This window comes from Halomonas sp. TH-94 (assembly GCF_057473365.1).
The window spans coordinates 45,868-69,672 of the sequence record NZ_JBYCKL010000040.1; the positions used below are offsets into that span (position 1 = coordinate 45,868).

General features: G+C 65.7%; 19 protein-coding genes. 15 read left to right on the plus strand and 4 right to left on the minus strand.

All coding sequences use genetic code 11. From position 1 onward, the window contains the following. Nucleotides 1-23: 23 nt before the first annotated feature. The gene (gene hutC, locus AC2VNO_RS07940; protein ID WP_486933625.1) at nt 24-740 is read left to right on the plus strand and encodes a histidine utilization transcriptional repressor HutC; all 717 of its coding nucleotides are present in this window, start codon (nt 24-26) and stop codon (nt 738-740) included. A gap of 69 nt (nt 741-809) precedes the next feature. Here hutC and AC2VNO_RS07945 read toward each other — a convergent pair whose 3' ends face one another. Further along, a complete protein-coding gene (locus AC2VNO_RS07945) occupies nt 810-2,141 on the minus strand; it encodes a YjiH family protein (RefSeq protein ID WP_486933626.1) in 1,332 nt (443 codons plus the stop codon). Nucleotides 2,142-2,476: 335 nt separating this feature from the next. Between AC2VNO_RS07945 and hutI the strand changes: the two genes are divergently transcribed. The 5 genes from hutI (at nt 2,477) to AC2VNO_RS07970 (ending at nt 9,592) form a co-directional block, all read left to right on the plus strand. Then, entirely contained in the window at nt 2,477-3,709 is a 1,233-nt protein-coding gene (gene hutI, locus AC2VNO_RS07950) for an imidazolonepropionase (RefSeq protein WP_486933627.1), read from the plus strand. Continuing rightward, complete coding sequence (hutG, locus tag AC2VNO_RS07955; protein WP_486933628.1) at nt 3,690-4,667, plus strand: formimidoylglutamase; 978 nt, start codon at nt 3,690-3,692, stop codon at nt 4,665-4,667. Before hutI ends, hutG begins: the two co-directional genes overlap by 20 nt. Nucleotides 4,668-4,729: 62 nt before the next feature. Beyond that, nucleotides 4,730-6,421: a urocanate hydratase gene (gene hutU / locus AC2VNO_RS07960; RefSeq protein ID WP_486933629.1), complete on the plus strand. Its 1,692-nt coding sequence runs from the start codon at nt 4,730-4,732 to the stop codon at nt 6,419-6,421. Between the two features lie 169 nt (nt 6,422-6,590). Further along, on the plus strand, nt 6,591-8,138 hold the full coding sequence (gene hutH, locus AC2VNO_RS07965; RefSeq protein WP_486933630.1) for a histidine ammonia-lyase: 1,548 nt from the start codon (nt 6,591-6,593) through the stop codon (nt 8,136-8,138). Between the two features lie 107 nt (nt 8,139-8,245). Further along, a complete protein-coding gene (locus AC2VNO_RS07970; RefSeq protein ID WP_486933631.1) occupies nt 8,246-9,592 on the plus strand; it encodes a Na+/H+ antiporter family protein in 1,347 nt (448 codons plus the stop codon). A 10-nt stretch (nt 9,593-9,602) separates the two neighbouring features. On the opposite strand, the gene AC2VNO_RS07975 is transcribed toward AC2VNO_RS07970, so the two are convergent. Then, nucleotides 9,603-10,061 (minus strand): YchJ family protein, encoded by a 459-nt coding sequence (locus AC2VNO_RS07975; protein WP_486933632.1) that lies wholly within the window; start codon nt 10,059-10,061, stop codon nt 9,603-9,605. A gap of 316 nt (nt 10,062-10,377) precedes the next feature. Here AC2VNO_RS07975 and AC2VNO_RS07980 point away from each other — a divergent pair, with 316 nt between their 5' ends. From AC2VNO_RS07980 to AC2VNO_RS08010, 7 genes are read left to right on the plus strand one after another with little or no spacing between them, the layout of a single operon-like run. Continuing rightward, nucleotides 10,378-13,152, plus strand: coding sequence for a cation-translocating P-type ATPase (locus tag AC2VNO_RS07980; RefSeq protein ID WP_486933633.1), 2,775 nt, complete (start codon nt 10,378-10,380; stop codon nt 13,150-13,152). Further along, on the plus strand, nt 13,124-13,642 hold the full coding sequence (locus tag AC2VNO_RS07985) for a Na+/H+ antiporter subunit E (RefSeq protein ID WP_486933634.1): 519 nt from the start codon (nt 13,124-13,126) through the stop codon (nt 13,640-13,642). Before AC2VNO_RS07980 ends, AC2VNO_RS07985 begins: the two co-directional genes overlap by 29 nt. Next, a complete protein-coding gene (locus AC2VNO_RS07990) occupies nt 13,639-13,935 on the plus strand; it encodes an MrpF/PhaF family protein (protein ID WP_486933635.1) in 297 nt (98 codons plus the stop codon). Before AC2VNO_RS07985 ends, AC2VNO_RS07990 begins: the two co-directional genes overlap by 4 nt. Further along, nucleotides 13,928-14,272, plus strand: a complete 345-nt coding sequence (locus tag AC2VNO_RS07995) for a cation:proton antiporter (protein WP_486933636.1) — start codon at nt 13,928-13,930, stop codon at nt 14,270-14,272. Before AC2VNO_RS07990 ends, AC2VNO_RS07995 begins: the two co-directional genes overlap by 8 nt. Next, entirely contained in the window at nt 14,269-15,195 is a 927-nt protein-coding gene (locus AC2VNO_RS08000) for a hydrogenase subunit MbhD domain-containing protein (RefSeq protein ID WP_486933637.1), read from the plus strand. The genes AC2VNO_RS07995 and AC2VNO_RS08000 overlap by 4 nt, the downstream gene beginning before the upstream one ends. Then, the gene (locus AC2VNO_RS08005) at nt 15,192-15,470 is read left to right on the plus strand and encodes an NADH-quinone oxidoreductase subunit K (RefSeq protein WP_486933638.1); all 279 of its coding nucleotides are present in this window, start codon (nt 15,192-15,194) and stop codon (nt 15,468-15,470) included. Before AC2VNO_RS08000 ends, AC2VNO_RS08005 begins: the two co-directional genes overlap by 4 nt. Beyond that, a complete protein-coding gene (locus AC2VNO_RS08010) occupies nt 15,467-18,355 on the plus strand; it encodes a proton-conducting transporter transmembrane domain-containing protein (protein ID WP_486933639.1) in 2,889 nt (962 codons plus the stop codon). Before AC2VNO_RS08005 ends, AC2VNO_RS08010 begins: the two co-directional genes overlap by 4 nt. 15 nt (nt 18,356-18,370) lie before the next feature. Here the strand turns inward: AC2VNO_RS08010 and hrpB are convergent, their stop codons facing one another. Next, the gene (gene hrpB / locus AC2VNO_RS08015; RefSeq protein ID WP_486933640.1) at nt 18,371-20,824 is read right to left on the minus strand and encodes an ATP-dependent helicase HrpB; all 2,454 of its coding nucleotides are present in this window, start codon (nt 20,822-20,824) and stop codon (nt 18,371-18,373) included. A gap of 102 nt (nt 20,825-20,926) precedes the next feature. Here hrpB and AC2VNO_RS08020 point away from each other — a divergent pair, with 102 nt between their 5' ends. After that, complete coding sequence (locus AC2VNO_RS08020; protein WP_486933641.1) at nt 20,927-21,943, plus strand: ArsJ-associated glyceraldehyde-3-phosphate dehydrogenase; 1,017 nt, start codon at nt 20,927-20,929, stop codon at nt 21,941-21,943. Next, nucleotides 21,940-23,157 (plus strand): organoarsenical effux MFS transporter ArsJ, encoded by a 1,218-nt coding sequence (arsJ, locus tag AC2VNO_RS08025; protein WP_486933642.1) that lies wholly within the window; start codon nt 21,940-21,942, stop codon nt 23,155-23,157. The genes AC2VNO_RS08020 and arsJ overlap by 4 nt, the downstream gene beginning before the upstream one ends. On the opposite strand, the gene AC2VNO_RS08030 is transcribed toward arsJ, so the two are convergent. After that, nucleotides 23,114-23,797, minus strand: a complete 684-nt coding sequence (locus AC2VNO_RS08030) for a TetR family transcriptional regulator C-terminal domain-containing protein (RefSeq protein ID WP_486933643.1) — start codon at nt 23,795-23,797, stop codon at nt 23,114-23,116. The two genes, arsJ and AC2VNO_RS08030, sit on opposite strands and share 44 nt — an antisense overlap. Nucleotides 23,798-23,805: the final 8 nt, after the last annotated feature.

A 23,805-nucleotide genomic window follows, 5' to 3' on the forward strand; every position in this document is an offset into this window, starting at 1 on the left:
AGCCTGGGACAGGATTCAATCACATGGGAAGTCCCCTTCCTCTCTACTTGCAGATACAACAACACCTGCTGGAAAGAATCCATACCGGAGACTGGCCGGCACATCACCAGATCCCCCCGGAGGAGCAGTTGGCCCGCGATTTCGGCGTCAGCCGAATGACCGCCAACAAGGCGATCCGGGACCTGGTCCAGCAAGGATATCTCACTCGCCAGCCTGGGCTGGGCACCTTCGTCACCGATCGCAAGGCAGAGTCGTCGCTGGTTGAGGTGCACAACATCGCCGAAGAGGTCCGCGGGCGTGGACATGCCTACAGCAACGACGTACAGCGCGCCGAGTCGATCGCCGCCGACGATGAAGTTGCGCTGCGTCTAGGCGTGCGACTCGGTACGCGTGTCTTTCATACCCGTATCGTGCATCGCGAGAACGGTGTCCCGATCCAACTGGAGGATCGCTTCGTCAATCCGCGCTGGGTGCCCGCCTATCTGGAAACCGACTTCAACCGACACACGCCCAATGAAGTCCTGGTGGCCGCCTGCCCCATCACCGACATCGAGCACGTTGTCGAAGCGATTCTGGTCGATGCCGCAACGGCTGCATGCCTTGAAAGCGACCATGCCCAGCCCTGCCTGAGCATGACCCGTCGCACCTGGTCGGGTGAGCACTTGATCAGCTACGCCCGGCTTATCCACCCTGGGGATCGCTACAAGCTGCGCAGCTCCGTTCACCGCAACAACGGCTGATGCCCGCCACGCAAAAAGGCAGGCATCGCGCGGGGCGCTGCCTGCCTCCTTGTAGCGAGCGTCGCGGCACTAGCCCACGCTGACCATCTGTGCCAGATACCCTGCGGGAACCGCCAGCATCAGGCTCAGCGCAACCCGAATGAACCACACCACCACGATACGCCCGACCGTCAGCGGAATGCTGGTAGCCAAGATGCAGGGAATCGAGGCGGAGAAGAACAGCACGGCGGAAACCGATACCACGCCGGCGGCAAAGCGAGCGACGAACTCGGCCTCGGCCATCAGCAGAGCCGGCAGGAACATCTCGGCGAGCCCGGCAGCGGACGCCTGGGCCAGCGCCATTCCATCCTCGAGGCCCCAGATCGCCACGAAGGGGTAGAACAGCAGGCCCAGCCACTCGAAGAGCGGTGTGTACTTGGCGGCCAGCAGGCCCAGCAAGCCCACCGACATGATCGAGGGCAGGATGCTGATCGCCATCAGCAGTCCTTCACGAACGTTGAGCGCCACGCTGCGATGCAGCCCCGGCGCCTTTTCCGCCACCTCCAGGCCGGTACGCCAGGCCGTGGCGAGCCGCGTCCCGGGGATCGCTTCAGGCTCGCCGTCGGTTCTGACGTTGTCGATACGCGACAACGGCGGCAAGCGCACGGTGACGGCAGTGACGATGAAGGTGATTGCCAGCGTCAGCCAGAAGTAGAGATTCCACACGCTCATCAGGTCCAGGGTGCGCGCCACGATGATCATGAAGGTGGCGGAAACCGTGGAGAAGCCGGTGGCGATGATCGCCGCCTCACGGGCCGAGTACTGCCCTGCCTGATAGACCCGGTTGGTGATCAAAAGGCCAATCGAATAGCTGCCCACGAACGAGGCCACGGCATCGATGGCCGAGCGCCCGGGCGTTCGCCAGATCGGACGCATGACCGGCTGCAGCAGAACGCCGATCAGCTCGAGCAGCCCGTAGCTGATCAGCAAGGCCAGGAATACCGCGCCGATGGGCACGATCAACCCAACCGGGATCACCAGCCGATTGAACAGGAACGGCAGCATGTCCGGCTCGTGCAACAGGGCCGGCCCCCAGCCCGTCATGGCCATTATGGCGACGGCGACCCCGGCCAGTTTGAGTACGGTGAAGATGCGCTCGGTCAGGCTTCGGCGCCAGCTCCCCTTCCACAGCGGGTAGGCAGCACCGGCGACAATCAGCGCCAGCGCGTACAGACCCGCGGCATCGCCCATCAGCTCGCGCGCCCCGGTCACCATGTGATCGAGCAAAATGGTGCTTCTGCCGCCGATGGTGACGGGAATGAAGAAGATCAATATTCCCAGCGCGCTGGGTACGAACAGCTTGGCTACGGTGAGCCAGCTGACACTGCGCATGTCCCGGGTGGCTGGTTCGGGAATCGCCATTGGTATCGTCCTCGCATTGTGATTGTGGTTGCGCTGCGGCTGGCGCAGCCGTTACGCGCCGGCTCCTTATTTGTATATACATTACGCTAGCGCCGCACGCCATCCGCAAGCGCACGCTCCTAGGTAGACCTTAGTTCAACGGCAAGGGAATGCGCAGCGAGGCCCGGCAAGCTTTCAAGCCCTCTACTCCACTGTTTTCAATGTGTTATTTCCATCCCCCGGCAGCCGATCCATTGAGTATGCCCCGAGCCCTATCCAGGCAGGACTTGACGTATGTCGAAAGAGATCTTAAATGTATATACAATAGCTGGTACACGACGATATCAGGAGCCCCTATGTCTGCGATACTCAAGCCGAGTCGAATCTGGCACGGCGTCACGCTGTTCGATGGCCGGGACACTCGCTGCGAGCCGATGACGGTCATGGCGGCGGGCGCAACCATCGTCGGCGTGGTCCCCACCAGCCAGGTGGATGAAAGAGAGTTCGCTCACTGCGAGGTCATGAGTCGCGGCGGCGTCATGACGCCGGGCCTGGTGGATTGCCACACCCACCTGGTATTCGGCGGCTCGCGGGCCGACGAGTTCGAACGACGTCTCGAAGGCGCGAGCTACGAGGCGATCGCCCGCAGCGGCGGCGGCATCCTCAGCACCGTACGCGCCACGCGCGCGGCCAGCGAGGAAACGCTCTTCGCTCTGGCCAGACCCCGCCTGGAAGCGCTGATACGCGAAGGCGTGACCACCGTAGAGATCAAGTCCGGCTACGGACTTACCGTATCCGACGAGCTGAAGATGCTGCGCGTGGCGCGCCGCCTCGGCGAGGAGCTGCCGGTGCGAGTGGTGACCACCCTGCTTGGCGCCCACGCACTACCGCCGGAATACACGGACGACAGCGATGGCTACATCGACCTGGTATGCCGCGAGATGATTCCCGCCGCCGCCGATCAGGGGCTGGCGGATGCAGTGGATGTGTTCTGCGAAAAGATTGCCTTCTCGGTGGCCCAGTGCGAACGGGTCTTTGAAGCCGCAACGGCCCATGGGCTGCCGATCAAGGCCCATGCCGAACAGCTCTCCAATCTGGGCGGCAGCGCCATGGCAGCCCGGCATGGCGCGCTTTCCGCCGACCATATCGAGTATCTGGACGAGGCCGGCGTGGATGCCCTGCGTGAGGCAGGCAGTGTCGCGGTGCTGCTGCCCGGTGCCTTTCACACACTGCGCGAAACGCAGCTGCCTCCGATTGCCGCGCTACGCAACGCCGGCGTGCCGATGGCGCTAGCCACCGACGCCAATCCAGGCAGCTCACCGCTGTTCATGCCCACATTGATGCTCAATCTCGCCTGCACCCTGTTCCGCCTTACGCCCCGCGAGGCGCTGGCGGGAATGACCGCTCACGGCGCCCAGGCACTTGGCCTCCACACGCAGTCCGTCGGTCTCATTACGGAGGGCGCACCGGCTGACCTGTGCCTCTGGGCAATCGAGACACCGGCCGAATTGGCCTACGCCGTGCAGCCCGGTCGACTGCGCCAACGCATCTATGGGGGAGAAGCGACTCATGTCCAAGAACAGCACTGAACTGCACCTGGCCGATCCAGCCATCGACATGTCTCTGTGGGCCGGACGCGAAGACCCGGAACCCGATAGCCTGCGCTGGCATCAGGTCATTACCCCGCTGAAGCGCAGCAGCCCTTCCGGCGTGGCACTGATAGGCTTTGCCAGCGATGCGGGCGTCGCCCGCAATCAGGGCCGAGTAGGTGCCGCCGATGGGCCGCGGGCGCTGCGCCGGGCGCTGGCACCGCTGGCCTGGCACCGGACCGCCCCGGTTTACGATGCCGGCGACGTGCACTGCCACGGCAATACCGACCTGGAATCGGCACAGCAGCGCCTGGCCGAACGGGTCGCCAACGTGCTGCAGGCCGGCCACCTGCCATTGGTCATGGGCGGCGGTCACGAAGTGGCCTTCGGCAGCTGGTCGGGGCTGGCGCGCCACTTCGAGGCGCAGGGCGAGGCCCGTCCGCGTATCGGTATCGTCAACCTCGACGCCCACTTCGATCTGCGCGATCCCGGCCACGTGCGCTCCTCCGGCACTCCCTTCGCCCAGATTGCCGCCGAGTGCAGTCAGCGCGGCTGGCCTTTTCGCTACGCCTGCCTGGGGGTAAGCCGAGCCAGCAATACCCGCGCCCTGTTCGCTCGGGCGCGGGAGCTCAACGTGCTGATACGCGAAGACCGTGAATTCGAGGCGCAGCGCATGGACGGCCTCGCGCGCGACCTCCAGCGCTTCATGGCGCGCTGCGACCACCTCTACCTGAGTATCGATCTGGACGTCATGCCCGCCGCCGAGGCCCCCGGAGTGAGCGCTCCCGCCGCTCGCGGCGTGTCGCTGGCCCTGCTCGAACCGCTGATCGAAACCGTACGCGACAGCGGCAAGCTGCGCCTGGCCGATATTGCCGAGCTGAACCCGGGCTTCGATATCGACGGCCGCACCGCCAAGGCCGCCGCACGACTGATCCACGGGCTGACGCTGGATTCCTGAACCCGACGTCATCCGGAACCCAATACATAACGACTTACGCCATCACTCAGAGAGATACGACGATGAACAGCCATACCGCCCCTGCCGATCCCCGCCACGACGCCAGCCGGCAAATTGCAGCCCCCACCGGCAGCGAGCTCAGCTGCAAGAGCTGGCTCACCGAAGCGCCGCTGCGGATGCTGATGAACAACCTTCACCCCGACGTGGCCGAACGCCCCGAGGACCTGGTGGTCTACGGCGGCATCGGCCGTGCCGCCCGCGACTGGCAGTGCTTCGACGCCATCGTCGACACTCTCAGGCGCCTGGAGGACCACCAGACGCTGCTGATCCAGTCGGGCAAGCCGGTGGGCGTCTTCGAGACCCACAAGGATGCCCCGCGGGTGCTGCTGGCCAACTCCAACCTGGTGCCGGCCTGGGCCAACTGGGAGCACTTCAACGAGCTCGACCGCAAGGGCCTGATGATGTACGGCCAGATGACCGCCGGCTCGTGGATCTACATCGGCTCCCAGGGCATCGTCCAGGGCACCTACGAGACTTTCGTCGAGGCCGGCCGTCAGCACTATGACGGCAACCTGCAGGGCCGCTGGATCCTCACCGCCGGCCTTGGCGGCATGGGCGGCGCCCAGCCGCTGGCAGCGAGCCTCGCCGGCGCCTGCTCGCTCAACATCGAATGCCAGCAATCGCGCATCGACTTCCGCCTGCGCACCCGCTATCTGGACGAACAGGCGGACGACCTCGACGATGCCATCGCACGCATCGAGCGCTACACCACCGAAGGCAAGGCGGTCTCCATCGGTCTGTGCGCCAACGCCGCCGACGTACTGCCGGAACTGGTAAAACGCGGTGTCAGGCCCGACATGGTTACCGACCAGACCAGCGCCCATGACCCACTGCACGGCTACCTGCCGTCTGGCTGGAGCTGGGACGAGTACGTGACGCGCGGCAAGAGCGAAGCCGAGGCGGTGGTCAAGGCCGCCAAGCAGTCCATGGCGGTGCACGTGCAGGCCATGCTCGACTTCCAGCAGATGGGTGTGCCGACCTTCGACTACGGCAACAACATTCGCCAGATGGCCAAGGAGGAGGGGGTAGCCAACGCCTTCGACTTCCCCGGCTTCGTACCGGCCTATATCCGCCCGCTGTTCTGCCAGGGCATCGGCCCCTTCCGCTGGGCGGCGCTCTCCGGCGATCCGGAGGACATCTACAAGACCGACGCCAAGGTCAAGGAGCTGATTCCCGACGACCCGCACCTGCACCGCTGGCTCGACATGGCCCGCGAGCGCATCAGCTTCCAGGGACTGCCGGCGCGTATCTGCTGGGTGGGGCTCAAGGATCGCGCCCGCCTCGGCCAGGCCTTCAACGAGATGGTAAGAACCGGCGAGCTCAAGGCGCCGGTGGTCATCGGTCGCGACCATCTCGACTCCGGCTCGGTGGCAAGCCCCAACCGCGAGACCGAAGCCATGCTGGACGGCTCCGACGCCGTCTCCGACTGGCCGCTGCTCAACGCCCTGCTCAACACCGCCGGCGGCGCCACCTGGGTCTCGCTGCACCATGGCGGCGGCGTGGGCATGGGATACTCCCAGCATGCCGGGGTGGTGATCGTCGCCGACGGTACCGATGACGCTCACGTCCGCCTCGGCCGAGTGCTGCGCAACGACCCGGGCACCGGGGTGATGCGTCACGCCGATGCCGGGTACGATATCGCCAAGCATTGCGCCCGGGAAAACGGGTTGGATATGCCGATGCTCGATAAGTAACAGCGCCTCAACGTTCGGCGATGTGTGCCGCGGACAAGGGGAAGCGAGGGTCTTTTGCCATGGATGGCAAAAGTAGCGCCCAGGGATGGGTTCACAGCGCCCTCGCGAAAGCTTGTTGCCGGCACGGCTCATCGCTTCAGCCGCCAACCCCTTTACCAGAGAGACATCCATGCCTCATCTCGACATCCAACCTGGCAAGATGACCCTGGCCCAGGCGCGCCAGGTCTTCGAGGCGCCGCTACGCGTGACGCTACCCGACAGCGCCGACGCCGCCATTCAGCGCAGCGTAGACTGCGTCAATCGCGTCGTCGCCGAAGACCGCACCGTCTACGGCATCAACACCGGCTTCGGCCTGCTGGCCCAGACCCGCATCGACCACGACAACCTGGAGGAGCTGCAGCGCTCGCTGGTGCTATCTCACGCCACCGGCGTGGGGGCACCCATGGAAGACGCCCTGGTGCGGCTCATCATGGTGCTCAAGGTGAACAGCCTGGCCCGGGGCTTCTCCGGCATTCGCCGCGAGGTGCTCGACGCCCTGCTCGCCCTGGTCAATGCCGAGGTCTACCCGCACATTCCGCTCAAGGGATCGGTGGGTGCTTCCGGCGACCTGGCACCGCTCGCCCACATGAGCGTGGTGCTGCTCGGCGAAGGCAAGGCACGCCATCGCGGCGAATGGATTCCGGCCCGCCAGGCCCTCGAGATCGCCGGGCTCCAGCCGCTCAGGCTCGCCCCCAAGGAAGGGCTGGCGCTGCTCAACGGCACCCAGGTATCCACCGCCTATGCCCTCAAGGGTCTGTTCGAAGCCGAAGACCTGTTCGCGGCTGCCACGGTGTGCGGCGCCCTGACGGTCGAGGCCACGCTGAGCTCACGCTCACCCTTCGATCCACGCATCCACGACGCTCGAGGCCAGCGCGGTCAGATCGACGCCGCCGCGGCCTATCGCCACCTGCTTGGCGAGCGCAGCGAGATCAGCGACTCCCACGCCGATTGCGACAAGGTCCAGGACCCCTACTCGCTGCGCTGTCAGCCCCAGGTAATGGGCGCGGTGCTGACTCAGATTCGCCAGGCCGCTGAAGTGCTGGCCATCGAGATCAATGCAGTCTCCGACAACCCGCTGGTGTTCAGTGACGCGGGCGACATCCTCTCCGGTGGCAATTTCCACGCCGAACCGGTGGCCATGGCCGCCGACAACCTGGCCCTGGCCATCGCCGAGATCGGCTCGCTCACCGAGCGCCGCGTCTCGCTGATGATGGACACCCACATGTCGCAGCTGCCGCCCTTCCTGGTGCAGAACGGCGGCGTCAACTCCGGCTTCATGATCGCCCAGGTCACCGCTGCGGCGCTGGCCAGCGAGAACAAGGCCCTGGCCCACCCTCACAGCGTCGACAGCCTGCCCACCTCGGCCAATCAGGAAGACCATGTCTCCATGGCCCCGGCAGCCGGCAAGCGCCTGTGGGAGATGGCCGACAACGTGAGAGGGATCGTCGCCATCGAGTGGCTGGCCGCCTGTCAGGGGCTCGATTTTCGCACCGACGCGCAGAGCCGGCGCCTGACCACCACGCCGATGCTGGAACAAGCGCGCAAGGCGCTTCGCGGCCATGTCGACTACTACGATCGCGATCGCTTTTTCGGCCCGGATATCGAAGGCGCCACGCAACTCATCGCCTCGCGGGTACTCAACGCGCTGGTGCCGGTGGAACTGCTGCCGAGCCACTGACCCGGCCGCCAAGCTGAGGTAAGATACGCTGCCCCGACCCGCAAAGTCGGGGCTTTCGTTGGTCAGTACCTTTCCCTTCGGTCCGATTCTCCAGCCCAAGAGCCGTTATGAATGCCATCGTTCTGGCCATCCTGGTCATGGTCACCCTCAGCCTTGCCCGAGTTTCCGTCGTCTTCGCCCTGATCGCCGCCAGCCTGGTTGGCGGGCTGGTGGCAGGCATGCCCATCGGTGAGATCATGGACGCCTTCAACCAGGGGCTCGGCAATGGCGCCACCATTGCTCTCTCCTACGCCGTGCTGGGCGCCTTCGCCGTGGCCCTGGCACGCTCCGGAGTCACCGAGCTGCTCGCCGAACGAGCGATCCGCGGCCTGCACCTGGACGGCAAGCCCGAGAGCCGACGCTGGGTCGCCTTTACCCTGCTGGGCGCCCTGCTCGCCGCGGCGGTGAGTTCGCAGAACCTGATTCCGGTGCACATCGCCTTCATCCCGGTGCTGGTGCCACCGCTGCTCAAGCTGATGAATCACCTGCGTCTGGATCGCCGCGTGGCGGCCTGCGTCATCACCTTCGGCATCACCGCACCCTACATGCTGCTACCGGTGGGCTTCGGTGCGATCTTCCTCAACGACATTCTGCTGGCCAATCTCAACGAAAGCGGTGCCGAACTCGGCCTGGAAGTGACCCGCGGCATGGTGCCCATGGCCATGCTGATGCCCATTGGCGGCATGGCGCTGGGGCTCGCCGTCGCCGTGCTGTTCAGCTATCGCCGGCCGCGCCACTATGAGGACCGCGACCTGGCTCACGGCGACGAGACGCCAGCCGAGGCCGCTCGCCACCTGGCGCCCTGGCAAATGGCCGTGCTAGCCGCCTCGCTGGTGGGCACCGTGGCGATCCAGCTGCTCTCGGGCTCGATGGTGCTGGGTGGACTGTTCGGCTTCGCCCTGCTGTCCGTCAGCGGCGTGTTCCGCTGGCACGAGCAGGACGACATCTTCACCGAAGGCATGCGCATGATGGCGCTGGTGGGTTTCATCATGATCAGCGCGGCGGGTTTCGCCGGGGTGATGCAGGCCACCGGAGAGGTGCCTGCCCTGGTGGAAGGTTCGGCGGGGCTCATCGGCGACAACAAGGGGCTGGCGGCACTGATCATGCTGCTCGTCGGCCTGTTCATCACCATGGGAATCGGCTCGTCGTTCTCCACCGTGCCGATCATCGCTTCGCTCTACGTACCGCTGGCGCTCAGCTTCGGTTTCTCACCCATGGCCACCATTGCCCTGGTGGGCACCGCCGCGGCACTGGGCGATGCCGGGTCGCCGGCCTCCGACTCGACCCTAGGCCCAACCGCGGGGTTGAATGCCGACGGCCAGCATGACCATATCCGGGACACCGTGATACCGACCTTTCTGCACTACAACCTGCCACTGATCGGCTTCGGCTGGCTGGCCGCCATGGTGCTCTAGGCCACCTCTCTCACGCCAAGCCGCAGCAGCTCTTGAACTTGCGACCGCTGCCGCAAGGGCAAGAGTCGTTGCGGCCGGGTTTGAGTCGCTCGAGCGTAGGCTCGCCATCGACATAGAACCAGCGGCCCTCCTCGTGCACGAAGCGCGAGTTCTCCTCTAGCCTGCCCCAGCGTCTTCCTTCACGAAAGGTGGCGCGAAAATGCACGCGTCCACGCTCGCCTTGCATGTCGTGATCGAGCACGTCGAGACGCACCCAGCGGGTAGCATCGTCCAGGTGCAGCTCGGTGGGTCGTGTACTGGCGTGCCAGGTTTCGACCAGGTAGGCGTGAAGCCCAAGGGCAAAAGCGCTGTAGCGGGAGCGCATCAAAGCTTCGGGGGTGGGTGCAAGGGCACCGGCGTGATAGTGACCGCAACATTCGCTCAAGTTCAGCTCACTGCCACAGGGACAGCGCGTGTTAGTGGCAGACATCGTCTCTCCGCTCCATTGAGGGCATCATCATAGCGCAAGGCCCAGGGCATGGTGGCCAACAGGATACCCACCGAAACAGGACGGCGGTTTCCTCTCACTCTTCACTGTTCCTACACTAGGGCCAAGACGTACCTGCACTCGCCATGACAGGGTTTGTCAGGACTGCGACGAGCCCAGGCCTTCCCGCCTCATGGCAGCTAGCCGGTAATATCGATGTGACAAGGAGTTGGTGGCGTAACTTGCGCTGGATCACGGCAATGCAGCACCGTGTATGTTACATCTGAACGACTTTCACCACGCTATCGGAGATAAGGAAATGGCCGATCGCCAAGACGATTCCCGCACCGCCTGGCACGCCTTGCCCTTGGCAGAAGCCCAGGAAAAACTCGACAGCAGCAGCGATGGGCTGAGCGACCAGGAGGCCAAGTCACGCCTGGACAAGTACGGCCCCAACCAGCTCAAACAGGAGGAGGGGCGCCCCTGGTGGCGAAGGCTGCTGGATCAGTTCAACAACATCCTGATGATTATCCTGCTGGTGGAGGCAGTGGCGAGTCTGGCCCTTGGCCATACCCTCGATGCGGGGGCCATCGTCGGGGTGGTGATCATCATCGCCCTGATCGGCTTCATTCAGGAGGGCAAGGCCGAACAGGCCCTCGAGAGCATACGCAACATGCTTTCACCCCAGGCGTCGGTGCTGCGTGGCGGCAGGCGCCAGACCATCGATGCCGAAGAGCTGGTGCCTGGCGACATCGTCATGCTGGAGAGCGGCGACCGTGTACCGGCAGACCTGCGCCTGCTCGAAGCCAAGCGCCTGCGCACCGAGGAAGCCGCTCTGACCGGCGAATCCACCCCGGTCGACAAGCAGACGGACCCGGTCGAAGAGGATGCCGACCTTGGCGACCGCAGCGCCATGGTGTTTGCCAGTACCATCGTGGTTCAGGGCACCGCCCAAGGCCTGGTGGTGGAAACCGGCACCCGCACCGAAATAGGCCGTATCTCCGAAATGCTGCGCGGCGTGGAGCAGCTCAAGACGCCGTTATTGCAGCAGCTCGATCGTGCCGGCCGCGTGCTGGCGTTTTTCATTCTCGGCGCCGCCGCCCTGACCGCCACCATCGGCGTGGTACTGCACGGCGAGCCGATCAGCGCCATGTTCATGGCAGCAGTGGGGCTCGCGGTTGCCGCGATTCCCGAAGGGCTTCCCGCCATCGTCACCATCACCCTGGCCCTCGGCGTGCAGGTCATGGCCAAGCGCAACGCCATCATCCGTCGGCTGCCGGCAGTGGAAACCCTTGGCTCGATCTCGACCATCTTTTCCGACAAGACCGGCACTCTCACCCGTAACGAAATGACCGCTCAGGCGATCTGGCTGCCGGAGGGCGAATTCCGTCTCTCGGGGATAGGCTTCGCCCCGGAGGGCAAGTTACACAAGGCCCCAGAGAATACCGAGGACGATGAGCAGGGTGAGGAGGTCTCGCCGGACGACTACCCAGCGCTGGCACACTTCCTCAAGGTCGGTGTGCTGTGCAACGACGCCGAGCTCGCCGAAGAGGATGAGCGCTGGACGATCCACGGCGATCCCACCGAGGGCGCGCTGGTGGTTGCCGGTGCCAAGGGCGGGCTGGAAACCGCTCAGCTGCGTGACGAACATCAACGCCAGGATTCGATTCCCTTCGAATCCGAGCGCAAGTACATGGCCACCCTCAATGATCTGGAGGGCAAGCGCCTGCTGGTCAAGGGGGCGCCCGACCGCCTGCTGGAGATGTGCCATAAGGTACGTGGCGATGACGGCGACAGCGATCTCGATCAGGCTACCTGGGAAAAGCGTATCCACGATCTCTCCTCGCGCGGCCTGCGCGTGCTGGCCCTGGCGGAAAAGGATGCCAGCGAGATCTCCGGCGAGCTCAGCGACGAGGATGCCGAGAATGGACTGGTGCTGCTCGGCCTGATCGGCCTGCTCGACCCCCCGCGGGAGGCTGCCATCGAGGCGGTGGAACAGTGTCTTCAGGCCGGTATTCGTCCGGTCATGGTGACCGGGGACCATGCAGTCACCGCCAGAGCCATCGCTCAGCAGCTCGGTTTCGCCAACACCGAACGCGCACTGACCGGTCGTGAAATCGAGGAGATGTCGGACGAAGCGCTGGAAGAGTGCATCCTCGAGGTCGATGTCTTCGCACGTGCCGCACCCGAGCACAAGCTGCGCCTGGTGAAGGCGATGCAGGCCAAGGGTGGCATCTGTGCGATGACCGGCGACGGGGTCAACGACGGCCCGGCACTCAAGCGTGCCGACGTGGGTGTCGCCATGGGCATCCAGGGCACCGAGGCCGCCAAGGAAGCGGCAGAGATGGTACTGGCCGACGACAATTTCGCCACCATCGTCGGCGCCATCGAGGAGGGTCGCAAGGTCTACGACAACATCCGCAAGACCGTCACCTTCATTCTGCCCACCAATGGTGGCCAGGGCCTGGCCATCATGCTGGCGGTGCTGGCCGGCACGATGCTACCGGTCACGCCCTTGCAGGCGCTGTGGGTCAACATGGTGGTAGCCGTGACGCTGGGCCTGGCGCTGGCCTTCGAGAAGGCCGAGGACGACATAATGCAGCGCGAGCCCCGGGACCCATCCGCAGCCCTGCTCGACCTGTTCCTGCTTTGGCGTGTGTTCTTCGTCTCGCTCCTGTTGCTGGCCGGTGTGTTCGGCATGTTCCTGTGGATCATGCAGCTGCAGGGCGGCAGCGAAGAGATGGCACGCACCGGGGCGGTCAACATGCTGGTGATGGGCAGCGCCGCCTATCTCATCAATAGCCGCTTCCTGGTCAACAGCACCCTCTCCCTGCACGGTATCTTCGGCAGCCGTCCGGTATGGGTCGCCATCGGGCTGGTGGTAGTGCTGCAGCTGGGCTGGACCTACATTCCGTTCATGCAGACGGTATTCGGCAGCGCTGCCCTGTCGCCGATTCACTGGCTGGTCATACTGGCCGGGAGCATCGCGCTCTATCTGGTCGTGGAGCTTGAGAAGTTCATCCTGCGCAAGCGCGAGGGAGCGGATGCCACCCACTCGGACCGCCATGACGAGGCGACGACATCTGCCAACTAAGTTTGGCGATTGGCGCAACTGGGTCGGCCGCCTGACCCTGCTCGCCTTGCTGTGGTGGATCCTAAGCGGCGGCGAAGCGGAGAGCTGGCGCTGGGGAGTGCCTGCCATCATCGCCGCCGCACTAGTGATGCCGGCTCCCAACCTGCCGCTGCGGCCACTGGCTTGGCTGCGCCTGCTGACGCTGGCCCTGTGGCTCGGCCTGCGCGGCGGTATCGAGGTAGCCTGGCTCGCCTGTCGTCCACGCATGCAGCTCGATACACGAGTCATCGAACATCGCTGGCAGCGGCTGGACGACACCTCCAGCCGATTGTTCATGGCAACCTTGATCAACCTGCTCCCCGGCACTCTCACCGTACGTATCGATAGCGACCGTCTCCAAGTGCATGTGTTGCACTATCGAGACGGCATCGCCGCCATGCTGCAGCGCCTGGAAAGTCACGTCGATGCGCTTTTCGGTGGTGGGCATCGTCGTAAAGGAGGCTTCCCATGACTCCGATCTACCTGTTCGCCGCCGTCCTGCTGCTGGCCAATGCCGGTATCGGTGCCTGGCGCATCTGGCAGGGGCCCACCAGCGCCGACCGCATGATCGCCGCAGAGCTGATAACGACGGCGACCGTAGCCGTGCTTCTGATATTGAGCGCGCTGGTCGAACAGCCGGTACTGATCGACGTTGCATTGCTGGTTGCCCTGCTTGCTGCGGTTGCCATGGCCAACTTCGTCACCCGCACCTGGACGCTGCTGAGAGAAGACGGCGAGGCACGCGAGGAGGCCAGGCATGACTGAGTGGCACGAGGTGTTCAGCCATCTTCTGATCGCCGCCGGCGCCCTGTTCTTCGTTACGGGCAGCCTTGGTATCATTCGCTTTCCCGATATCTTCACCCGGCTGCATGCCCTGACCAAGGCGGACAATTTGGGGCTCGGGCTGCTCTGTTCCGGCTTGGCGCTGCAGGCCGGGAGCCTTGCCGAGGCTGCCAAGATCATGTTGGTTTGGCTACTGGTGCTGCTGGCATCGGGCATCGGCGCCACGCTGGTGGCATCGACGGCCGATGCTTGCGGCATTCGTCCCTGGCAGAACCGCACGGGCGCAAGCCGGGAGGCGCGTCGGGAACCGCACGAATGACGGCGTTGACCGTGGGCTTCGATCTGCTGCTCGCCGCCGGCCTGATCTGGCTCGGCTGGCAGGCATTGTTCTTGCCTCAACGCTTCGCCGCCGTAGTGCACTTCATGGCCTTCAACCTGCTCATGGCGCTGGTCTGGGTACGCCTCGAAGCCCCGGACATTGCCCTGGCAGAGGCCGCCATCGGCGCCGGCGTGACCGGCGCACTGCTGCTCACCGCGCTGGGACGCCTGCCCAGCGCGGCCGCTGTCGGTTCCCACCCGCAGCAGTGGCACCGCTACTGGCGCTACCCAGCCATCTTCACCGCATGCTTCAGCGCAGGATGGCTGGCCTGGGGCGTTCAACGACTCTCACGCCCCGGTCTGGCCGCCGAGGTGACGGCCGAGCTGGACGCCACCGGAGTCAGCCATGCCGTGACCGCTGTACTGCTCAATATCCGCGCGCTTGACACGCTGCTCGAAGTGGCGGTGATGCTTGGTGCCGTGATGCTGGTCTGGTCACTGGGCCCGGCGCTGCGTCCCTTTGCTCCGGCGACTGCACTGCCCGGTCTGCCCGCTCTGTCGCGCCTGCTGCATCCGCTGTTTCTGCTCGTTCCCACCTATCTACTGTGGCGCGGCGCCCATGCCCCGGGTGGAGCCTTCCCAGCTGGTGCGGTTCTGGGAGCCGGCGGCATTCTGCTGCTACTGGCCGACCGTGTCGGCTGGATGCAGCAGGCACGCTTCAAGACCCTGCTGCGCTTGTTACTGATCGCCGGGCTCGCCCTCTTTCTCGCCGTCGGCCTGGGCGGTCTGCTATTGACCGGGACCTTTCTAGCGATTCCCCAGGCGCTGGCCAAGTCGGCGATTCTGGCCGTGGAAGTCGCCACGGCACTCTCGATCGCGCTGATGCTGATGGCCCTTTACCTTTACGGGGAGCCGGGTCGATGAGCCTCTATTATGCCGTCGTGGCCGCCCTGCTCTGCGGCATGGCCGTCATCGGTCTGTTCCGCACCGACGATCTGCTGCGTCGCATTCTGGCGCTCAACGTGCTGGCCAGCGCCATCTTTCTCCTGCTGGTCACTCTTGCCCGCACCGACTCCGGCATCGATCCGGTTCCTCACGTGATGGTGTTGACCGGCATCGTGGTGGCCGTGAGCACCACGGCCGCGGCACTGGGGTTGACGATCCGTGCCCACGAACGACGGCGTGAGGAGTCGCAATGACGTCAACGGGGCTGGCCGCCTGGGCACTACCGTCATCGATTCTGCTGCCGCTCGGCCTTTCGCTGGCGGCCTTTCTCGGCACACTCTCACCCAAGCGACAGGTGGCTCTGGGGCTGCCTGCCATGCTGATGTGCCTTACCCTCTCCTTGCCGGCGACGCTGGGCGGGGAGGCCCTCGGCATCGCCTTGGGTAACTGGCCGCCACCGCTGGGCATCGCCTGGCACCTCGATCTGCCCACACTCTCGATGCTGGGCATGACGGCCATCGTGGCAGGCGCTGCCAGCCTGGCCCTGCTGCTGGATCCGTCGACATCAAGCGACCGACATCTGTGGCCGCTGTGGTGGATGATGTGGGGCGGCCTCAATGCCATGCTGCTGTCCCAGGATCTGTTCAATCTCTACGTGACGCTTGAGCTGGTCACCCTGGCCGGCGTTGGCCTGGTGGCCCGCTCTCCCCACGACCGCTTCGGCGAGGCCGCCCTGCGCTATCTGATGGCCTCGCTGCTGGCTTCGCTGCTTTACCTGCTGGGAACGGCACTGATCTACGGCCAGACCGGCCGGCTCGATCTCGGCCTGCTGGTCGACACGCTCGAGGATGGCGCCACCATGCGCCTGGCGGCCACCCTGCTTACCCTGGGGCTGCTGATCAAGGCCGCCGTGGTGCCGCTGCACACCTGGCTGCCGGCTGCCCACTCCAAGGCTCAGGCGCCGGTCAGTGCCATGCTCTCGGCGGTGGTCGTGGCGGCGACCCTGTTCGTGCTGTGGCGTCTGTGGCTGGCCCCTCTCGCCCAGCTCCACAGCGCTCAGCTCGATTGGCTGGTTCTGATCGGGATAGTGGCACTGGGCTGGGGCGGTGTTCAGGCCGCGCTGCAGACCCGGCTCAAGCTCCTGATTGCCTGGTCCACGCTCTGCCACAGCGGCTACGCCCTGCTGCTGCTCGGACTCGATGCCGACATGAGCTGGCCCACGCCGAACGCTGCGCACGACCCTGCCTTTCCGGGCGGCCTGCTGCTGTTGCTTGCCCACGGGTTGGCCAAGGGTGCCCTGTTCATTGCCGCCGGCGCCATCGTCGTCGCCCACGGCCACGATCGCCTCAGCCGGCTGGCCGGCGACGCCGGTCGCCTGCCGCTGGCCTGGCTGGCCATGGCGCTGGCCGGTCTCAGCCTGCTGGGCATCCCCCCGACCGGCGGGTTCGTCGGCAAGTGGTGGCTGCTGCAAGGGGCGCTGGCGCAGGGCCATTACCTCATTGCCGCGACCGTGCTGCTCGGCACCTTCTTCACCGCTGCCTGCCTGTGGCGTCTGTTCGACCTGGGGCTGCGCCCCGAGCCGCGCCGGGCAGCCGTTATCGCCTCCCGCCCCACTCACAGCGACACCACCCGACGCCTCTCCTGGCTGGCACTGGGGCTTGCCGCGCTGGCCTGGGGTCTGGGTCCCGTCATGACACTGACGACATGGCACGGCTTGATCCTGGATGCCACCGGCCTGGCCTTTCTGCTGCCGGCGCTGTGCATCTGGCCGCTGGTGCTGTGGGCCACTTATACCTGGCGCGCCACCTTCCCTGCCGCCCATCGGTTACTGGCCATCCTGGCGGCGGCGGCGGTGATCCACCTGTGCACCCTGCTCGCTTCGGACCTGCTCACCTTCTACACCGGCGCCGCGCTGCTCAGCCTGCTGGGATGGGCCATGGTGCAGCACGACGGGCATCGGGCCTCGCGTCTGGCCGGCCTGGGCTACCTGGCCATGCTGCTGCTGGCCGAAGTGGCGATGATGGCGGGCCTCGCCCTCATTGCCAGCGCCACCGGCGACCTGCGCTTCGCCGGGCTGACCCGCCACGAACTGCCGCCTCTGGCACTGGGATGCCTGGCATTCGGCCTGGCCATCAAGGCCGGTGTCATCGGCGTGCATGCCTGGCTACCGCTGGCACATCCGGTCGCACCGCCCATGGCCAGCGCCATTCTCTCGGGGCTGATGATCAAGCTCGGCCTGCTGGGCGCTCTGCGCCTGCTCCCACTCAGCGATGCCACCGTGGCCTGGGGCCCCGGCATGGTGATGGTGGGGCTGGTCGCCGCCGTCTATGCGGCGCTGCGCGGCATCGTTCACGATCACGCCAAGGTCGTGCTGGCCTGGTCGAGCGTGAGTCAGATGGGGCTGCTCACCGCTCTGCTGGGTCTGGTGCTCTACAGCGGCTCACCGGCCACCGCCATGACGGCTCTGCTGCTGCTGGCGGCAACGCACTCCCTGGCCAAGGCCAGCCTGTTTCTGGGGGCGGGCATGGCCAACCGGGTGCACGGCAGGGAGCATCGCTGGGTACTGCTCGGCATGCTGCTGCCGGCCCTGGCGCTGGCGGGCGTGCCGCCAACAGGCGGCGTGCTGATCAAGACCACCATGGAGAATGCGCTGGCGGAAGCCGAGGGGGCTGGCTGGCTGCTCTCCCTCTCAAGCATCGCCACCGGCCTGTTGATGCTGCGCCTGCTGTGGCTGCTGTGGCGCTCGCCCCCCAGCAGGCAGACACTGCACATACCCGGCGGGCTGTGGCTCGGCTGGGCCACGCTGGCAGCCCTGCCGGTGCTGGTGGCCTGGGGCTGGCAGTGGTACGCCCCGCTTGTCGCAGCACCGCTCGCCACCCTGCGCTCCGGCTTGCTGGAGCCATCCTTCGCCCTTGGGCTGGCGGTCGTGACGGTTCTCCTCAAACCTCGGCTGCCGCAGGTAGGGCGGGCACGACACGCAGGGCGCCAAGCGCTGGAACGGCGAGGCGAGCGTGGCTTTCGACGGCTGGCCTGGACGCTCAAGCGGAGTGAAAACCGACTTCAACCCTGGCCCGCCTTCGGCATCGCGCTGGGGTTCGTGTCGTTGGGCATGGGCGTGGCAGCGCTGCTACCCGGTTGAAGGCATCAGCCCGGCTCATGAGCGCCGCTTGGTACGCGCAGTGGCCTCGGCAGTAAGCGGATCTTCGGGCCAGGGGTGCTTGGGATAGCGACCGCGCATCTCGCGGCGCACCTCGGCGTAGCCGTTGGACCAGAAACTGGCGAGATCCGCCGTGACCTGTAGCGGGCGGCGGGCCGGCGAAAGGAGATGCAGCAGCACCGCAACGCGCCCGTCGGCAATGCGTGGCGACTCCCGCCAGCCGAAGGTCTCTTGAAGCTTGACGGCCAGCACCGGCGCCCGGCACTCCAGGCATGGCGTGTAGTCGAGGCGTATCTGCGAGCCGCTGGGCACTTCGAGACGCTCCGGTGCCAGCGCATCGAGCTGGCTGCGCAGCGCCCAGTCGAGGCTGTCGAGCAGAAAGCGGCCCAGCGGCAGTCGCGCTACCGCGTCGAGACTTCTGACGCCGTCGAGGTGCGGCCCCAGCCAGGCTTCCAGTTCGTCGAGCAGCGCCGTTACCGACCAATCCGGCCACTCTTCGCCCCGTGTCTGACGCAGCAGCGCCACTCGCCCCCGTAGCTGCTCTGCGGTTTCGTCGAATGGCAGGGTTCCATGGCGGCGCAGTGCGTCGAGCAGTGCCTCACACACCACCTCGGCCGGCAGCGCTTGCAGCGGCCGGCGCTCCAATACCACAGCACCCAATCCGCGTATCTGCTCGCCGACCAGCCGCCCCTGGCTATCCGACCATTCGACGCTTGCCCGCCATTCACGCGCTTCGGGGAAGCGCGCCTCGAGCCGCCCTGGGTCGAGTGATACGGCGCGGTAAATTCGTGCGCCGCTGGGCTGACCATCCAGCTCGGCGGCCACCAACAGCGCGGCGTTGGCCAGAGCATGGTTTGCGGGCAGCGTGGCCAGGCCGCCGCTGGCGAGTCGAAAACGCCCTGCTTCAAGTCGCTGCGCCACACGCTCGGGGTAAGCCATGGCGAGTAGCTCGCCCAGTGGCGCAAGGCTTGCGACCTCCAGGCGCACACCGGCAATGCGTGCCAGGCGCTGGGCCTCGCGCTGCCACTGTCGATGCGCCGCGGGCTCGGCCAAGCGGGCCTTGAGCAGTTGCTCCAGGTCCTGCTCGTCGTCCAGGTCGCGCCCTTCCAGCGCCGCCACCAACGCGCAGGCCAGCGGCCTGGCATCGAGTTCGGCCGCGCTTTCCAGCATTACCGCGAGTCTTGGATGGGTGGGCCAGCGGGTCGAGGCACGGCCCAGCTCGGTGAGGAGAAAACCCTCGTCCAGTAGGCCGAGCCGCTGAAGCAGCGCGCGGCCTGCCGACAAGGTGCCGGGCGGTGGCGGCGTAACCCAGTCGAGTGCTGCGGGTTCGACGATACCCCAGCGGGCCAGCTCGTAGGCCAGCGGCGCCAGGTCGGCCTGCAGCAGCTCGGGCTCGCCGTGGGGCACCATCGGCTGCTCTTCGGCCCACAGCCGCAGGCACAAGCCTGGGCCCTGGCGCCCTGCACGACCGCGCCGCTGGTCGGCGCTGGCCCGATTGACGCGACGGGTCTCCAGCCGCGTAAGGCCGCTGCGCGGCTGGAACACCGGCACCCGCTCCTGGCCGGCATCGACGACGATGCGCACGCCATCGACAGTGACGCTCGATTCGGCAATGGCGGTGGCAAGCACCACCCGACGGCGACCGTCGGGCTCAGGACGCAGTGCGCGACGCTGCGCTTCCAGGGGCAGGCGGCCGTGCAGCTCGCGCACCGCAAGTTCAGGGTGACGGCTTGCCAGCTCCCGTGCCAGGCGGCGAATCTCGGCAACGCCGGGAAGAAACACCAGCGCATCGCCCTCGGCCAATGCCATTGCCTCAGCCACCGCGGCTGCCTGCTGACGTGCCGTCTCGGTGCGGGCATCGAGACGCGAGCTGAGCGAACGATAGCGGGTCTCCACCGGAAAGCTGCGCCCCGGGCTGTCGACGACAGGCGTCTCCTCCCCCAGCACGCGTAGCAGCGCTTCGACATCGAGGGTCGCCGACATCACCAGCAGGCGCAGGTCGTCGCGTGCCGTTTGCGCATCCAGCGCCAGGGCCAGGCCAAGGTCGGCCTCCAGGCTGCGTTCGTGGAATTCGTCGAAGACGATGCCGGCCACCCCTTCGAGCAGCGGATCCTCCTGCAGCATTCGTGTAAGTACGCCCTGGGTCACCACTTCGAGTCGCGTGCTCGGCCCCACCCGGCTCTCGCCACGCATGCGGTAGCCCACTGTCTCTCCCACGCGCTGCCCCAGGCTATCCGCCATGAAACCTGCCGCCAAACGCGCGGCGACCCGTCGAGGCTCGAGCAGCAACAGCCTTCCCTGCCGGCACCACGACTCCTCGAGCAGCGCCAGCGGTACCCGAGTGGTCTTGCCCGCCCCCGGCTGAGCCACCACCAGGGCTCGCGGATGCGTTGCCAACGCCTCGCGAATAGCCGGCAACTGAGCCACGATGGGCAAGTCACCGGCTGTCATCGAATTGTCACCCTGTTTCATATACGATTTGCCATATATTCCAGGCACATTTCAGCGACTCACCTCGGATTCCCACAACCTCTCGTTAGACAGGAGCGCACCATGACGCTACGCATCGGCATCAATGGCTTCGGTCGTATCGGTCGCCTGGCACTGCGCGCCGGCTGGTCGAATCCCGACCTCGAATTCGTGCGCATCAACGATCCGGGTGGCGACGCCGCCACCTTCGCCCACCTGCTGCAGTTCGACTCGGTGCACGGCCAGTGGACCGGCGGCAGCGATGATATCACGGCCTCCGGCAGCACCATCTCGGTGGCCGGTCGGCACATCGCCTTCACCGCCAACCGCGACATTGCCGATACCGACTGGTCCGACTGCGACGTGGTGATCGAGTGCTCGGGCAAGATGAAGACCAGCGACAAACTGCAGGGCTATCTCCAACAGGGGGTAAAGCGCGTGGTGGTCAGTGCCCCCGTCAAGGAGGAGGGCGTGCTCAACGTCGTGCTGGGGGTCAATGATCATCTGTTCGACCCGGCCAAGCACCGTATCGTCACCGCCGCGAGCTGCACGACCAACTGCCTGGCGCCGGTGGTCAAGGTGATCCACGAAAAGCTCGGCATCCGGCACGGCTCGATGACAACCATCCACGACATCACCAATACCCAGGTGATCCTGGATAGCCCACACAAGGATTTACGTCGCGCCCGGGCCTGCGGCATGAGCCTGATTCCGACGACCACCGGCTCGGCAAAGGCGATCACCGCGATCTTCCCGGAGCTCACCGGCAAGCTCAACGGCCACGCCGTGCGGGTCCCGCTGGCCAATGCCTCACTCACCGACGTGGTCTTCGAGGTCGAACGCGAAACCACCGTGGAAGAAGTGAATGCCCTGCTCAAGGAGGCCGCCGAGGGCGAGCTTGCCGGCATCCTGGGCTATGAGGAGCGTCCGCTGGTCTCCATCGACTACCGTAGCGACCCGCGCAGCTCCATCATCGACGCGCTCTCAACCATGGTGGTGGCCGGCACCCAGGTGAAAATCTACGCCTGGTACGACAACGAGTACGGCTACGCCTGTCGCACCGCGGAGCTGGCCGCCAAGGTGGGGAACGCCGACGTATGATCGCGCGCGTCGCCGCCCTGCCCCGAGAGATTCGCCAGTATCTCCTGGTCACCGGCAACTACTGGGCCTTCACGCTAACCGACGGCGCCCTGCGAATGCTGGTGGTGCTCTACTTCCACCAGCTCGGCTATTCGGCGCTGGAAGTGGCGCTGCTGTTCCTGTTCTACGAGTTCTTCGGTGTGGTCACCAACCTGGTAGGCGGTTGGCTGGGGGCACGCCTGGGGCTCAACCGCACCATGAACCTGGGGCTCGGGCTGCAGGTGGTGGCGCTGGCCATGCTGCTGGTGCCCACGGCCTGGCTGACGGTGCTGTGGGTCATGGCCGCTCAGGCGCTCTCGGGAATCGCCAAGGACCTCAACAAGATGAGTGCCAAGAGCGCGATCAAGAGCCTGGTCCCGGCGGGTGATGCCGGCCATCAGTCGCTCTACCGCTGGGTCGCACTGCTCACGGGTTCGAAGAATGCGCTCAAGGGAGTCGGCTTCTTTCTCGGCGGGCTGATGCTCACGCTGATCGGCTTCCAGGGGGCAATCCTGCTGATGGCAGTGATGCTCGTCGCGGTGCTGGTTCTGTCGCTGCTCAAGCTCGATACCGACCTCGGCCGCGCCAAGGCCAAGCCGAAGTTTCGCGAGATTTTCTCCAAGAGCCGGGCGATCAACATTCTTTCGGCGGCGCGAATGTTTCTCTTCGGCGCCCGCGACGTCTGGTTCGTGGTAGCGCTGCCGGTATTTCTGGCGACACAGTTCGGCTGGGACCACTGGCGCGTGGGCGGCTTCCTGGCGCTGTGGGTGATCGGCTACGGCGCGGTGCAGGCGGTGGCGCCGCGTATCACTGGACGCCATGCCGGTCGTTCCGCCGCCATTTCATGGGCCGCAGGACTTGCCGCCCTGCCGGCGCTGATTGCTCTCGGGCTGGATTGGCAGCCACATATCATGCTGCTCGGTGGGCTCTTGCTGTTCGGCGCGGTCTTCGCAGTGAATTCGAGCCTGCACAGCTACCTGATCGTCAAGCTGGCCCGCGCCGACGGCGTCTCGCTGGACGTCGGCTTCTACTACATGGCCAACGCCATGGGCAGATTGATCGGCACCTTGCTCTCGGGATGGCTCTACATGACCGGGGGGCTTACCGCCACGCTTTGGGTATCGAGTGCCATGCTGGCAGCGACGGTGGCCATCAGCCTAGCTCTCCCCCGCGAGGACGAACCCCACACCCCTTGAGAATCACCTGGGTCAGGAAGCAAGTGATCCGCTCCAGGTCGGCATCCGATATCTCGTCCTTGCCGGTGATACCCAGCACCTGGGCCTCGAAGTCGGCATAGTGCTGGGTGGCCGACCAAATAAGGAAGATCAGCCACATCGGATCCACCGGGTCCATCAGCCCACGTTCGGCCCATTGCTCGAATATTCTCGACCGGGTCTGAACCCAGTCGCGCAGCTCTCCGCGCAGATAGCCTTGCAGGAACGGCGCCCCGCCCAGTATCTCCGCAGCGAACAGGCGAGACCCTTCAGGGTGCTTGCGCGAGAGCTGCATCTTGCTGCGTATGAACGCCTCCAGCACGTCGGCCGGATCGTCATCCACACTGATATCGTCGAGCAACGCATTCCAGCGCGCCATCATGCGTTCGAGCAGCCGAACGTACAGGCCGCGCTTGTTGCCCATGTAGTAGAGCACATTGGACTTGGGTAACCCGGCAGCCTCGGCAATGGCCTGAACGCTGGCGCCACGATAGCCGAACTGGGCGAAGACACGCTCGGCGGCCTCGAGGATTTCGCGCTCGTTGCGTTCACGTGTGGCGCCATTGCTCTCGCCACCCTGCCGCACGGGCTGCAAGGTCTCTGTTTCAGTCACGTCGGTCATCGACAGGC

What these genes read in the sequence shown, in the direction of transcription:
- hutC (WP_486933625.1), top strand. Translation starts at nt 24, where the DNA reads ATGGGAAGTCCCCTTCCTCTCTACTTGCAGATACAACAACACCTGCTG.
- AC2VNO_RS07945 (WP_486933626.1), bottom strand. Translation starts at nt 2,141, where the DNA reads ATGGCGATTCCCGAACCAGCCACCCGGGACATGCGCAGTGTCAGCTGG.
- hutI (WP_486933627.1), top strand. Translation starts at nt 2,477, where the DNA reads ATGTCTGCGATACTCAAGCCGAGTCGAATCTGGCACGGCGTCACGCTG.
- hutG (WP_486933628.1), top strand. Translation starts at nt 3,690, where the DNA reads ATGTCCAAGAACAGCACTGAACTGCACCTGGCCGATCCAGCCATCGAC.
- hutU (WP_486933629.1), top strand. Translation starts at nt 4,730, where the DNA reads ATGAACAGCCATACCGCCCCTGCCGATCCCCGCCACGACGCCAGCCGG.
- hutH (WP_486933630.1), top strand. Translation starts at nt 6,591, where the DNA reads ATGCCTCATCTCGACATCCAACCTGGCAAGATGACCCTGGCCCAGGCG.
- AC2VNO_RS07970 (WP_486933631.1), top strand. Translation starts at nt 8,246, where the DNA reads ATGAATGCCATCGTTCTGGCCATCCTGGTCATGGTCACCCTCAGCCTT.
- AC2VNO_RS07975 (WP_486933632.1), bottom strand. Translation starts at nt 10,061, where the DNA reads ATGTCTGCCACTAACACGCGCTGTCCCTGTGGCAGTGAGCTGAACTTG.
- AC2VNO_RS07980 (WP_486933633.1), top strand. Translation starts at nt 10,378, where the DNA reads ATGGCCGATCGCCAAGACGATTCCCGCACCGCCTGGCACGCCTTGCCC.
- AC2VNO_RS07985 (WP_486933634.1), top strand. Translation starts at nt 13,124, where the DNA reads ATGACGAGGCGACGACATCTGCCAACTAAGTTTGGCGATTGGCGCAAC.
- AC2VNO_RS07990 (WP_486933635.1), top strand. Translation starts at nt 13,639, where the DNA reads ATGACTCCGATCTACCTGTTCGCCGCCGTCCTGCTGCTGGCCAATGCC.
- AC2VNO_RS07995 (WP_486933636.1), top strand. Translation starts at nt 13,928, where the DNA reads ATGACTGAGTGGCACGAGGTGTTCAGCCATCTTCTGATCGCCGCCGGC.
- AC2VNO_RS08000 (WP_486933637.1), top strand. Translation starts at nt 14,269, where the DNA reads ATGACGGCGTTGACCGTGGGCTTCGATCTGCTGCTCGCCGCCGGCCTG.
- AC2VNO_RS08005 (WP_486933638.1), top strand. Translation starts at nt 15,192, where the DNA reads ATGAGCCTCTATTATGCCGTCGTGGCCGCCCTGCTCTGCGGCATGGCC.
- AC2VNO_RS08010 (WP_486933639.1), top strand. Translation starts at nt 15,467, where the DNA reads ATGACGTCAACGGGGCTGGCCGCCTGGGCACTACCGTCATCGATTCTG.
- hrpB (WP_486933640.1), bottom strand. Translation starts at nt 20,824, where the DNA reads ATGACAGCCGGTGACTTGCCCATCGTGGCTCAGTTGCCGGCTATTCGC.
- AC2VNO_RS08020 (WP_486933641.1), top strand. Translation starts at nt 20,927, where the DNA reads ATGACGCTACGCATCGGCATCAATGGCTTCGGTCGTATCGGTCGCCTG.
- arsJ (WP_486933642.1), top strand. Translation starts at nt 21,940, where the DNA reads ATGATCGCGCGCGTCGCCGCCCTGCCCCGAGAGATTCGCCAGTATCTC.
- AC2VNO_RS08030 (WP_486933643.1), bottom strand. Translation starts at nt 23,797, where the DNA reads ATGACCGACGTGACTGAAACAGAGACCTTGCAGCCCGTGCGGCAGGGT.